The organism is Streptomyces sp. NPDC048196, from assembly GCF_040652715.1.
Classification (GTDB): domain Bacteria; phylum Actinomycetota; class Actinomycetes; order Streptomycetales; family Streptomycetaceae; genus Streptomyces; species Streptomyces siderophoricus.
On sequence record NZ_JBEZMM010000035.1, the window covers coordinates 25,230 to 37,931 of the forward strand.

Annotated in this window: 9 protein-coding genes and 3 pseudogenes; 9 read left to right on the forward strand and 3 right to left on the reverse strand. The window is 66.1% G+C overall.

The window, feature by feature from the left end; genetic code table 11:
- Positions 1-322: 322 nt before the first annotated feature.
- The 3 pseudogenes from AB0E02_RS27745 to AB0E02_RS27755 form a co-directional block, all read right to left on the reverse strand.
- Positions 323-406 (reverse strand): annotated as a pseudogene (locus AB0E02_RS27745) (IS5/IS1182 family transposase); the annotation flags it as partial.
- Positions 407-469: 63 nt separating this feature from the next.
- Positions 470-694: pseudogene (locus AB0E02_RS27750) on the reverse strand (hypothetical protein); the annotation flags it as partial.
- Between the two features lie 22 nt (positions 695-716).
- Positions 717-1,533, reverse strand: a pseudogene (locus tag AB0E02_RS27755) (transposase).
- 113 nt (positions 1,534-1,646) lie between these two features.
- Between AB0E02_RS27755 and AB0E02_RS27760 the strand changes: the two are divergent.
- The 9 genes from AB0E02_RS27760 (at position 1,647) to AB0E02_RS27800 (ending at position 12,624) form a co-directional block, all read left to right on the forward strand.
- Positions 1,647-2,540, forward strand: a complete 894-nt coding sequence (locus AB0E02_RS27760; protein ID WP_362143765.1) for an IS982 family transposase — start codon at positions 1,647-1,649, stop codon at positions 2,538-2,540.
- Between the two features lie 802 nt (positions 2,541-3,342).
- A complete protein-coding gene (locus AB0E02_RS27765; RefSeq protein ID WP_362143768.1) occupies positions 3,343-5,583 on the forward strand; it encodes a helix-turn-helix transcriptional regulator in 2,241 nt (746 codons plus the stop codon).
- 9 nt (positions 5,584-5,592) lie between these two features.
- Positions 5,593-6,150 carry an XRE family transcriptional regulator gene (locus AB0E02_RS27770; protein WP_362143771.1) on the forward strand — a complete coding sequence of 186 codons (558 nt, stop codon included), beginning with the start codon at positions 5,593-5,595 and terminating at the stop codon, positions 6,148-6,150.
- Positions 6,151-6,676: 526 nt separating this feature from the next.
- Positions 6,677-6,946, forward strand: coding sequence for a hypothetical protein (locus AB0E02_RS27775; protein ID WP_362143774.1), 270 nt, complete (start codon positions 6,677-6,679; stop codon positions 6,944-6,946).
- A 93-nt stretch (positions 6,947-7,039) separates the two neighbouring features.
- Complete coding sequence (locus AB0E02_RS27780) at positions 7,040-7,711, forward strand: ABC transporter ATP-binding protein (RefSeq protein WP_362143777.1); 672 nt, start codon at positions 7,040-7,042, stop codon at positions 7,709-7,711.
- A gap of 20 nt (positions 7,712-7,731) precedes the next feature.
- A complete protein-coding gene (locus AB0E02_RS27785) occupies positions 7,732-9,894 on the forward strand; it encodes a hypothetical protein (protein ID WP_362143780.1) in 2,163 nt (720 codons plus the stop codon).
- Positions 9,895-10,653: 759 nt separating this feature from the next.
- Positions 10,654-11,055 carry a hypothetical protein gene (locus AB0E02_RS27790; protein WP_362143783.1) on the forward strand — a complete coding sequence of 134 codons (402 nt, stop codon included), beginning with the start codon at positions 10,654-10,656 and terminating at the stop codon, positions 11,053-11,055.
- 115 nt (positions 11,056-11,170) lie between these two features.
- The gene (locus AB0E02_RS27795) at positions 11,171-12,283 is read left to right on the forward strand and encodes a type VII secretion target (protein WP_362143786.1); all 1,113 of its coding nucleotides are present in this window, start codon (positions 11,171-11,173) and stop codon (positions 12,281-12,283) included.
- Between the two features lie 29 nt (positions 12,284-12,312).
- On the forward strand, positions 12,313-12,624 hold the full coding sequence (locus AB0E02_RS27800; protein WP_362143789.1) for a hypothetical protein: 312 nt from the start codon (positions 12,313-12,315) through the stop codon (positions 12,622-12,624).
- Positions 12,625-12,702: the final 78 nt, after the last annotated feature.

Below are 12,702 nucleotides of genomic sequence, written 5' to 3' on the forward strand. Positions count from 1 at the left end.
CGCATCATCATCAGCAGTTGCCGCGATGATGGCCGAGGGCGAGCCGCCGCTATCCTTGGACAGTCAGGTCTTCGGTGACGAAGTCCTGGCCCCTGCCATCCTCGACCGACTTCCGCACCCTGCGATGTCGCGTCAATCAACGGCCCGAGCTACGGGCTCGCCTCCATCGAGCGTGCAACCAACGTGGCCTGGCCATAGGAAAATCCTCGTCGCCGCCCCGCCAGCTTCTTAGACCGTGTCCTATGTGGTGAGGCGGAGCAGGCGCTTGTAGCAACAAAATGGCGCGGCAATTCCGAAAAAGGCAGTAGTGGCAGGGAACGCGTTCGTAGCGGGGGCTGAGTCTGCGGTAGCCAGACAGCCAGGAGATGGTGCGCTCGATCACCCAACGACGCCGCCCCAAACGTTCGCCGTGAAGCCGGCCCCACATGCCGGCCCGAGACCAGATCAGAAACCGACGATGAGCGGTCGACTTGGAGACCCCGAGGCAGGGCGGCAACGCGCGCCAGGCGCAACCGCTGCCCAGCACGTGGATGATCACTGTGAACAGCGTCTCATCAGGGATGTCCCGCGTCCCGCCGCCCTGTTGTCGCACCTTCGACGGGGGGCAACGGCTTCGCGATCTCCCACAACCCGTCCGGAACAATCCAACTCCACTTACCCTGCCCCATGCGATGATCAACGACCGTCTGACCACTAGACGAGTTTTTCCGAATGGTTCAGTGGTCGTAGGCGGTCAGTGAGCGACTGACCGCTTGGCCGGTGTGGAAGTTGTGCCAGATTGCGGCGGCCAGTGCCAGGATGCGTTGGGCGACGCGCACGGCGACGCCTTCGATGGTGCGTCCGCCATGTCGTCCCAGGTCGAGCTGGCCTTTAAGGGTGTCGTTGACGGACTCGATCAGCTGACGGACCTTCTTGAGCATCGGCTCGCCGAGCTGGGTGGCTTCGCGTTTCGTCGACGGTCGTAGCAGGGTGATGCCCTGATCTGACAGTGACCGTTCGAACGGCTTGGAGGCGAAGCCCTTGTCCGTGATCAGCAGCTGGCCGGGCCGTGCACTCACGAGCGGGGCGTCGACCTCCAGCATTGCTGCCAGGACTTCACGCTCATCGAGCTTCGGGGAGGCCAGTGCCCACAGGATGGCACCCCGGAGGGGGGTGCAGACGAGGAAGAGTCGCAGTCCCCATAAGTACCGGAGTCGCCGATCCATGCCGTGTCGTGCCAGAAGTCGGTGTCCTTGGCCAGGGTGCGGATGAGCCGCTTGATCTGCGGTAACGCGGCGCGCAGGCGCTTGTTGTAGCCGGCGTCCTGCGGTACGTAGCGGTACGTAGGGGAACATGCCGCGGTAGTGCCGAGGGACATGCCGCAGCCATCGGGCCTCGCTGTGAAAGCCGAGTATCGCCTGCATGACCGCCAGGCAGAGCAGTTCGGAGTGACTGAGCCTGGGCGGCCGTCCGGGCAGCTGGCCGGACGGCCGCCCACTCGTCATCGATCTTTACGTACAGTGCGGTCACGAGGGTGTTCATGTCTGTCGTCACAAACAGATCGTGAACACCCTCTCCCCATGCCCGCAGCCATTCGGAAAGACTCGTCTGGATGAGTAAGTCCGAAGTCTTCGGGTGCATGAAGCGAGGGTCTCGTTGATCCGTTTGTGACGACAGATCTCGAAACCCTCGCGACAGCACTGTACGTGAAGATCGATGACGCTCTGGCAGGAACGCGGCGGCCGGGGCGGCCTCCGCGGCTGACGGATGCGGAACTGTTGACGGTGGCAGTGATGCAAGCCGTTTTGGGGTTCGTCTCTGAAGCCAGGTGGCTGCGGTGTGGCCGCCGCCATCTGGCCGCCGAGTTCCCCTACCTGCCTGGCCAGTCCGGCTACAACAAGCGCCTGCGGGCTGCGAACACGCTGGTCAGCCGGTTCATCCGCACACTGACCCGAGACACGGACTTGTGGCACGACGACGTGTGGATCGTGGACTCCACCCCGGTGGAGCGCGCCCGCTCCCGCCCCACCACCAAACGCTCCGACCTGGCCGGCTGGGCCGCCTACTCCTACTGCCCCTCGCACTCACGGTTCTTCCGGGGCCTGCGGCTGCACCTGATCTGCACACCCGGCGGTCTGCCGATCGCCTGGGCACTGGCCAACCCCAAGACCGACGAACGCGAAGTCCTCACCGCCATGCTCCTCTATGACGCCGACCTGCTGACCAGCCATCCCCGACAGACGATCATCGGCGACAAGGGCTACGCGTCCCAACACCTCGACGCCTTCATGGCCGACCACGGCCTGTCCCTGCTGCGGCCCAGCTACCGCCACCGCAAGCTCCGACCCGGCGAACACCTGCTCAAGCCAATCCGGCAACTGATCGAATCGGGCAACGACACGCTCAAAGGCCCACTCGACCTCGAACGGCAAGGGGCCAGGACCCCAGCCGACGTCCTGGCCCGCGTCGGACAGCGCATTCTCGCCCTGACCACCGCCATCTGGCACAACCGCACCAACAACGCACCGGTCACCCGATCACTGATCGCCTACGACCACTGACAAAGACTTCGGACCTACTCATCTAGGGCTACATCCCGTTCGAGTACCTGATGTGGGCGCGGAAGTTCTTCTCACCCGCTGCCAGACACTCGTCGGAGCGCAGGGCGTCCCGGTGAGCCCTGCCCAGGGCAAGGCCCGTTGCGAGTACGAGAATCGCGTCAGAGCCCTCGGCAGTTCTCCAGAAAACTGGCGCGAGTCTCTCTACAAACACCTGCGCAAGCCGCTTTGCAAGCTCACCGAGAAGGCCGGATACAACGCCGTGGACACGTGGCGTGGAGAGGTGCCGTGACGAGCGGCGAACCAGTTGATACGAGAACAGGGCTGTAGCGGCGGTACCGCAAGGGCACCGGAACTTCGAGCACACGAGTGATACCTCTCGCGACGTGTGCGACGTGTGCGAGAGGTGTCACCGCAGTACACGCCAGGGTTAGGCCGTGGGACGATCCGCGGCGGCCGTCGGCGGGCCGCTGCGGGGTGTCGTTCGCGCTCGCGCTCTTCGCGGCCGCGGTCGGGCCGCGCCCGGAGGTCGGCTACCGCGCGAGAGCCGGTACAGCTCCCGCGGGCGGCGACCGAGGCCGGTTCTCGTCTTCGGGCAGAACCACCGGCACCACATCGCATTCGCTGCTCGCCGGTCCTCCTGACAGCCATCGGCCTACGCCTCGGTCCGAACAGCACACGGCGGACGTCGATCCTCATCGGCGAACACCACCCATGCGCGTTCTGTGCGTGATCTGCGTGCGGGCTGAGGGGTACTTCGTTGCGCGATTGAGATACCGTGGCCTGTGGAGGTGCCCCGTTGTCCATGGAGAACCAGCTGTTCAATGCGGTCGATGCGCTGCTGCAGCAGGTCGCGCAGGATGATCTGCCGCCACCTGCTGAGCGCAAGAGGCTCCGCGAGGCCGCCGGGCTGAGCCAGGCGCAAATCGCCACCGCCCTGAACGCCCGCCGGGAGGCGGTGAGCAACTGGGAACTGGGGAAAACCGAGCCGCGGCCGCCGAAGCGCGCCGCCTACGCCCGGCTCCTGGAGGGCCTCGCTGAGCGCTTTCCCGCCCCGCTTTCGCAGATGCCCCCCACCTCAGCGCCGGAAGCCCCCGTGACCTTGACCGGCGAGGCTCTGATCTCGGCTGCCTCCGAGCTGGCTGCGCCGGAACCAGGACCCGCGCCGGAACCAGCACCCGAGCCCGCGCCTCCCACCGCTGCGGCCGCGCCAGTCCGCCCGTCATCAACCGCCACTCCACCGACGCCACGCCGTCCGGCGGCCAAGAACGCCAAGAAGGCAACGACTCAACCCCGCCCTTCAGCGACCGCCCCCGACGACCGCTTCGCCAACGGCCCGCTCGGCGTGCTGGACGGCGACGGGACCCTGTACTGCGTCGGCGGCCTGGTGCTGGACTGCCCAGCCAAGACCGTGCCGGCCCTGGTCGACTGGACACTGTCGGAAGCCCAGTTGGGCGCGCCTCGACTGCACCCCTCGGGCAAGGATGCCGACCCGCTGATCGTGCTGACCGCGGCGGCCGCAGAGCGGCTCGGCCTGCCGCTGGAGCTGGAGGACCGCAGGGGGCTGCGGCTGCCGGACGGCCACAAGGTCGTCAAGCAGCTCGCTCGCGCGAAGTGGCAGCTCACCCGGCGGGGATTCGGCCCGTGGGCCCGTATCTACCGTCCCGTCGAAGGCAGCCGCCGGCAGTGCGTGCAACTGGCGGTCCTGCCCTGGGGCGCCCTCGATGCGCGCACGTGGGGGAGCACCGACCGGCTGGAACCCGCGGACATCGCGCGCGTGCTGGGCACCTACGCCTCCCGGGTCATCACCCCGCGCGGCTCCACGGCGGTCTCCGGCCTGGAGGCGATGACCGCGCTGCGCCCGCCCACCCGCGCAGTCAAGGACGCCGACTCCGGCGGCTGGGTCTCCGGTCCGATGCCCGGCTCGCTGACCGAGCCCGTCGACCCCGCCCCCGTGGAAGCACCGGACGAGCACCCGGTCGCCGCCGCCCTCTACCCCCGAGGCCACCAACGCACCCCCGCCGAGGTGTTGGACGAGGAGGCGTACGAGTGGATCCGCGACCCGCAGCTGCTCACCGACGCCGAGTGCCGGCGCACCTTCGCGGTCGGCATCGACGTCAACACAGCCTTCCTCGCCGCCGCCAACCGCCTCGTCGTCGGCCTCTCCGGCCCGGTGCACGTGAAGGCGCCGGCGTTCGACAAGAAGACGCCCGGGTCCTGGCTGGTGGACCTGTCCGGCATCGAGCTCGACCCACGTCTGCCCAACCCGTTCACCCCGCACGGCACCCGGCCCGAGGGCCCGGCCTGGTACGCGACCCCGACCGTCGCCTACGCCCAGGAGCTCATCGACACCTACCGCCTGCCCGCCCAGGCCCGGCCGGTGGAAGCCTGGATCCGTACCGAGTCCGGCCCCTATCTGGATCCCTGGTACAAGCGCATCAGTGAGGCGTACAAGGCGACGATGGCCGACCTCGGCGTCACCTCCGACCTGTCGGAGGAAGACTTCCTAGCGGCCATGGAGCAGCACAAGGCCACGGATCCGGCCCTGGCCGCAGTGCTGTCCGCGATCAAGTCGACAGTCAAGGGCGGCATCGGCAAGCTGCGCGAACGACCCCAAGGCGTCGGCTACAAGTTCGGTGAGCGGTGGCCGGCGCTGGAGCGGCCGACCTGGCGTCCCGACATCCGCGCCGCCGTCATCTCCGCCGCCCGTGTCAACATGCACCGCAAGGTCCTCAAGACCGCCTGCACCACCCAGCAGTCCCCGGCACCCTCCGGGCACCTGATGCTCGACCAGGACGCTCTGATCCCGATCGCGCTGCTGTCCGACTGCGCGGTCTACCTCGCCGACGGACCCAGCCCGCTGGACTTCCTGCCGCACACCGCCGACGGCAAGCCGGCCCCCGGTACCTTCCGGCTCGGCGTCTCGCCCGGCATGGTCAAGCACGAAGGCACCCAAGAGTTGCTGTGGGCGGTGCAAATGCTCGACGAAGGCCACAACCCTGCCCGGCACATCAAGGGCATCGACGCCGCCCTCAACGGAGAGTAGGAGAGGGACATGGGCATCATCGGCGACAGCCTCGAACAGGCCGCCGCGAAGACCGCCACCCGCCCGATCCCGAAGTCGGCCGGTGCACAGATGAGGTTCCTGGTCAAGCAGCACAAGGGCTCCACCAAGGCCGTGGCACAGCTGCTGGGCGTCTCCCAGCGCACGGTGGAGCGGTACGTCAAAGACCAGATCCGCCGGCCCCGCCGTGAGCTGGCCGCCCGCATGGAGCGCGAGGTCCGCAAGCGCTGGCAGCCCAGGGTGCGTCAGCGGGCCCAGCAGCGCGCTGCCCAGCGCACCGGAATCACGATCGAGACGCGGGCGCGGTTCGGCTTCACCGCCGCCCCGGGAACAACCGATGACGGGCGGATCCGGCTGATCACGCAGCACCTGCCCCCGCAGTACGCAGCTCGTCTCTTCGACGCCCAGGCCGCCGGCGCCACCGAGCAGCAGCTGCAGAACATCGCCGCCGAGGGCCTGCAGGAAATCTACTTCAAGGACAGCGGCCGCCGCGCCGACGGCCTTCTGGTCGAGTTCACGGACATCGACTATGCGGAGCTCGACTTCTGAGAGCGCTGCAGCTGAGGATCTGGCCCCAGCCAGAGAGCCCGTGCTGCCGATCGGCACCCGTCTACCTTCGCAACACGTGGCCGATTGCTGGTCGCATGAGGCGTCGCTCTCAGCCTGCCTCTATGGCAGCGGTCAAGAGTGCGCTGCCGATCCTGCCACCGCCACGTTGAACCACCGCGGTCAGTGAGACGACCTCCAGCCCTTCGTCATGGACCGTCGCGTGAACCACCACGGTCGTGCCGTTTCCAGGACGAGGTGAGAACGGCAGTAATGCGATGCTCTGTGCCATAGAGTCCGCGTGTAGCGGTTGGTTTCTCTCTGCCTGTTGACGTGCCGGGGGCGGCCGATGTGAATGTCGGTCGGGAGTACGTTCAGCGTTCATCCCCCTCCCACGATCTCTGCCAGTGGGGGCCTGCACGACAACGGGAGGACGTCTCATGAAGAGAGCCGGCAAGTTAGTGTCACGGGCAGCTGTGGTGATCGCGGGGGTCGCCGTAGCCGCAGGTTCCACCACCGCCTTCGGGACATGGACCGGTACACGTCCGGTGCGCATGCGTGGCGTACGGCGGGCGGGTCTCAAGTCGGCCTGCAGGACACCAAGGGAGACGGCAACTCCGTAAAGGCCGAGTACAACCGCAACAGCCCGAGTACGGAGTTGTACACGCTGTGGAACCACAGCGGCCAGGGCACCAAGGTGTACAGCAACCAGGGTGGAAAGGTGTGGGACATGCGCGTCTGCACCGAAATCGACAAGTGGCCCGACGACTGCTCCAACTGGTGGAGCGACGACCACTGATCCACAACGGCCCGCTGTGACATCGCGCTGCCCGGGACGTTCTGCGCCCCGGGCGGCGCACTGCGGATTCTCTTCTCCTGAAAGGCCGATGGCGTGTCGGATGCGTTGCCCCTCGAAGTCAATGGACTGGGGTACGAGGTCGGGGGACGACGTCTGCTCGACGGACTCGAACTTACCGTGGGCGGCGGCGAGTCCGTTGCCGTCATGGGCCCTTCCGGATCAGGAAAAAGCACGCTTCTCTCGATCTTCCTCGGCCTCGTGCGACCTGATGCGGGATCAGTATTGGTCGCTGGTCATGATGTCGTCGGTTTGCGGGGACGGCGCCTGGCGGAGCACCGCAGAAAGCACATGGGGATGGTCTTCCAATTCGGGGAATTGCTGCCTGAGCTCTCTCCGGTGGAGAACCTTGCGTTGGCCGCCCTACTGGACGGTGCGGACCGTGACCGCGCGTATGACGACAGCCGGAAGCTGCTGGACGAACTCGGCGTGCCTGTCACCGAGACCGCGACCAGTGAGCTTTCCGGCGGTGAGCGTCAACGGGTCGCCGTGGCCCGTGCGTTGATCGGCAGCCCAGCTCTGCTTCTTGCGGACGAGCCCACCGGGGCACTGGACGAAACGTCGCGCGATCATGTGGCCGAGACGCTCTTCGCCCTACCGGCCGTGCGCGGGTGCGGACTGCTCGTCGTCACCCATGACCCGGCCGTGGCAGGCCGGGCCGACCGGGTCCTGTACCTGGAACAAGGCGCTCTGGCAGGTGCCCGATGAAACGCGGTCGCATTCGCCACATGCTGCGTATCGGCCGGGCGGCCGGACGGACCGCCGAGGGCGGCAGGGCCCGCTTCTGGGCGCTGCTGGCCGCTACAGCGATCGTGGCCGTGACGCTCTGCTCCCTGTCTGCCACAGCCGCGACGTGGCAGGGCCGTGAGCAGCGAGGGGCGGCGCGAGTGCCCGTCCTTGCCGGTCACGGGCAGCAGGGCTCAGCTCTGTGGAGCCGATACTGGGACAGTTACCAGGGGCGCCAGTTCACTGTGGTCGTCATCGCCCCGCTGACCGCGGATGCGCCCTTGCCGCCCGGGGTGGCGCGCTGGCCAGGCCCGGGCGAAGTGTTCTTGTCGCCGGCCCTGGCCGAGGGCCCCACCACTGAGGACTTCGCCCACCGGTACGGGACCAGCGTCGGCACCATCTCGGACGAGGGGCTCGCTTCACCGGGCGAACGCCTGGCTTACGTTCGCCCTACCACGACGATGCTGGGCACGGCCCGCATGGAGAAGATCACCGGGTACGGAGGCGCCGGTCCTGCCTTCGGTGACCTGCGCGTCATCGGCCCCCAGTCGTCGATGCTGGCCGTCATCGGTGTACTGCTCGGGCTTCCTGCGCTGGGGCTCGCGGCCGCAGCGGCCAGAATGGGCGCTGCGGGACGGGACCGTCGCGATGCTCTGCTGCACACACTCGGTGCCGGGCGGGCGGCACGCGCCTGGATGGACATCGGGGCCGCGATCCGGCCGGTCTGCATCGGGGCAGTTGTCGCCGCCCTGCTCACCACTCCCTTCCTGCTGGTAGATGTGCAGCTGCCGTGGATCGACTACACGCTGTACGCGCCGGATCTGCGACACGTCGGCGCGACTCTGGCGGGTGCGATCGCTGCTTCCGTGGTGATGATGCTCGGGCTGGTTCTCTTGCTGCGGCCCGCCGCAGCAGGCAGGGGAGCGTCCACCAGGCCCCGCACGGCAGGAAGCGGTCTGCTACGCCTCCTGGCCCTGGGATCCTGTCCTGCTTTCCTCGTCCTGGCTTTGACCTCGAAGTCCTTCGGCGCACAACGCTCCGCGGCGGCTTATCTGTTCGCGGTCGTCGGTGTGTGGGTGACGCTTCCCTGGGTGATCGGCTGGGCCGCGTCACGTATCAGCCGCCGCGCCTCGAAGTCGCCTCACCACAGCGGTGCCCCCGCACGCCTGATCGCCGCCCGTACCACCGCGGCCCGGCCTGGAATGGTGGTGCGACTGGTCGCCGCGATGATCATCGCCATCGGTGTCATCGGACAGACTCAAATCATCACCAGCCTCCTGTTCGCCCGCTCCGGGGACGAGGAGCAGCTGAACTCCGCGCAAGGCCGGACCATGGCACTCGTGCAAACGTCCGCACCGCGCCTCACCGATGCCTTCGCTGCCGCACTTCCCAAGGGGGCACACGCGATCGCCATCGGGACAGGGCACACGCAGTCCGACGGTTCCAGCGCCAGCCGTGTCCTCCAAGCGCCCTGCAGCAGCCTCCGTGCCCTGCACCTGCCCTGCCCCGCCCCCGGCCGAGAGGCCAACGTGCCGTACGGGGAACTCGACAAGCGCCTACGGGTCTCCGGCTACCAGACCTTCGGCGAAACCCCCGCGGCTGTCCGCACCGGCCCGGTCAGCGCCGTCAACTCCGCCGGAGGTCTGCAGGCCGTAGTCTTCACCGACATCGACAAGCCCATGGATATCCCGGCCGTCAAACGCGCCGCCCACCTCCACCTGAGTGTGAAAGCCCTCACCGAGCCGGTAGCTGAAGACGGAGCCAAGTCTTTCGCCGTCGGCTACCAGTCCCGCTGGATTCCCTTCCTCGGCACCATCGGCACACTCGTCCTCCTCACTGCCATGGCACTCGCCGCGCTCTCGGAATTCCTGCAGTTCTCCCCAACTCTCGCCCCGCTCACCGTCCTCACCGGACGCGGCCAGGTATTCCACACCACAGCCTTCTGGTGCCTGGGAGCCCCGCTTCTGGGCGCCGGCGCCATCGGCACCTTCGTTCATGTCGTCCTGGTCCAGCCCGTCACCGGAGGAGAAAGCGGAGCAACCCTGTCATGGAACCTCATCACGTCCGTCCTGACCGCAACGGCTCTCCTCGCCGCAGCCGCGACTGTGGCAGGCGGTTACACAGCCGCACGACGTGCACTGACGTGGCGGCCTCGCGCTGACTGACCTCAAGCCCCTCCACGCAGCCTGGCGGAGGTCATCGCGTACAACAAGGCGTGCGCGGATACCGAGTTGGAGTACATCGACCAGAGCGCTCTGAAACCGTGGCTGCCTATCCGGGCAAGCCATCGGGCCCGAGTACAAGGAGGCATGGCGACGAGCCGTCGGGCGGCCAGGGACGGGCATCGACGAGACACTGCTTCCGACCCTCACCAGGCCCTTTGGACCTCGTAACCTGGCACTGTCGCATCCGCCGAGTGAGCACGCCGGCGCGCTGACGGTCGTCAACGAAGGAATCGTGATCAATGCGGTTTCCTCCTAACGATCTGAGGGCTGACCGCTGGAGGTCAATGCACCTAGCGTGGATCTCGCACCGGGCGGTCATCCGTGGTGTAGCCAGCAGCGGCTCGATCACCACCCAGCTTCATCGGACAGATCGTGTCGACGCACCACGAGCAGCCGAACGCAACGGCCGCAGTGCGGCCACGGCTGGCAGGGGTCGGTCATGCAAGGGCTTCTGTTGGTGAGGTGAGCAACGGGGCATCTCCTGCGACCTGTTTGGAGCTTTGTATCCACCGAACTGGGAGACCGCCCTCAAGTTGCCCGCACAGCACCTTTGAGGGTGGAATTTTCTGATATGCGCGACATCTCAAAGAACATGCTGCAATTCACCATATTTACTTCGTGGGGCCGATAAGCGCCACTCTACCCCCCGCCGCATGCTGTACGGTTGGCGAAAATCGTATTTGCATGAGGGGGAGAGTCGTGTCCAGTGAGCATCAGAAACGTGTTGACGACGCGGAGTTCATGGATGTCGCCCGGGATCCGGGGGAGGCGCGCGCATTGCGCAAGTCACTGGAGATGATTGCCCGCGGTGGGGCCGGAGACACCCTCAAGGAGATGGCTCAGGACGTCCTGACCGGGCGCATCGGTCTACGCCAAGCTGCACAGACAGCGGGGTACACCGACGCGCTCATCGAGAAGTCAGAACCGTTTCAACAGGAATGGAACGGGATGTCCGAGGCTGAGCGCCATGCTCGCGCCGCCGAGGGTGAACGAGCCCTCGAGAACGAGCGTCGCGAGATTGCTGAGGAGCGCCGTGCGGTGCAGGGCCAAAACTCCCATTCTGCCGGACGTCACAGCGGTGGCGGCTGGTCATTGTATTAAGTGCCTGACCTGGTCCTTGCAAGTCCAGAAGATACATCAAGTCGCCCCCTGAGGGCGACGAGTTCAATCACCGTACGAATACCCCGAGGGGGATCGGGACATTATGAGTTTCGCCGTGGAGCCCGCAGACCTGGATGGCTGCGCAAAACTGGTATCGCGCGCGGGTGACGACATCGATAGTGGCATTGACTTCATGCAGAAAAATGCCAATATCGAGGACTCGTTCGGGGATCTCTGGCAAACCGTCTACGGATCGCATCAGGAGCATCTGGACGGGGCGAAGAAGTGCCTGAACGGCTTCAAGCGTATTCTCGACGCTTCGTCAAACGAACTCAATAAATCAGCCAAGTACTACCGGACTACTGATGAAGAGCAGGCTCGCAATGTCGATGCCACGTATCCGCGGAGCAAGCCTCATCGAAGCGGGGACGCCAAGGGTGCGAAGGGTCCTTCGTCGAACTTCGCGGACAAAGAAGACGCCACATCGCACCTGAAGGCGCCCGGTGGCGATGACGGGTATGTGGCCGACTGGGCGGGAGAGTTCGAGGCGCATCCCTTCGAGAAGGGGTTCGGCACGCTGCTCGACTTCGCCAGCCCTTCCGCCACGACCCTTGAATTCATCAAGGCGATGACCGGATGGGATCCGCTCGGGGACTTCGTGAACTGGTCGGCCGGGGACTGGGAATCCTTCCTCAACTGTTCGGACGTCTGGGGCTCCTTGGCTGACCTTTCAGCGGCGATTTCCCGGAACATCAAAGCGGGCAACATCGAACTGGACGCGTCATGGCAAGGGAACTCTGCAGACGCGGCATACGCATACTTCGATGAACTCGGCGATAAGCTCCTCTCACTCGAAGAGACATTTAACTCGCTCAAGGACAATTATTTTGAGATTTCCGGGGCGGTATACGCCTTCGGGGAGTTTTACAAGGGCATGATCGTGGATGTTCTTGACCTAGGGCTCAAGGCACTGCTCAACTTCATCGCCGGCGACGCGGCACTGGCCACCGGCGTCGGCGCCGCTGCGGCCGCACCCTTTTACGCCATGTCGGCTCTGCAGATAGTGCGGGTGATGGAACGATGGGGGGAAGCCACGGAGAGACTCGGCCAAGCAATGAAGATCGCCAGCGCCGCAACCGGCGCCATTCAAGGCACCCTTGGGGTGGCCTTCAACACCGTCAACAACTTCCCGGTGCCCGGCTCGGGTTACGACAACCAGGCCGTCTAGTAGGCCGTGCAGCAGCAAAGGAACATGGCATGACTCAGCCAGAGCTCCCCGATATGGGGGATCCGATTCCTCGACAGGGGCTGCCGGCTTGGAAGCAGCGCTTCTATGAGTATGCGCTGGCCATCATGGGCCTGCTGGCTCCGTGGGCCTTCCTCTGGATCGCAGCGGTACGAAATCCGACCCTGCTGTGGCTTCCAGTGCTGAACCTGCTGGGTACCTACGCAGGGCTCTTCATCGTGTTTCGGGGGTGGCGGAGACAGTCCCGTCGGACATATGTGGCTCTCGCTGCTGTCGTGGTGTGCTGGATCGTCTGCACGGAGTTGTTCCGTCGCCTGAACTGACAGACTGGGACGGGAGCGAGATGCCGCAGGCCGGGTTCAGCGTCATCCCCCGCGACATGGCGATGGCACGGAGCGTGG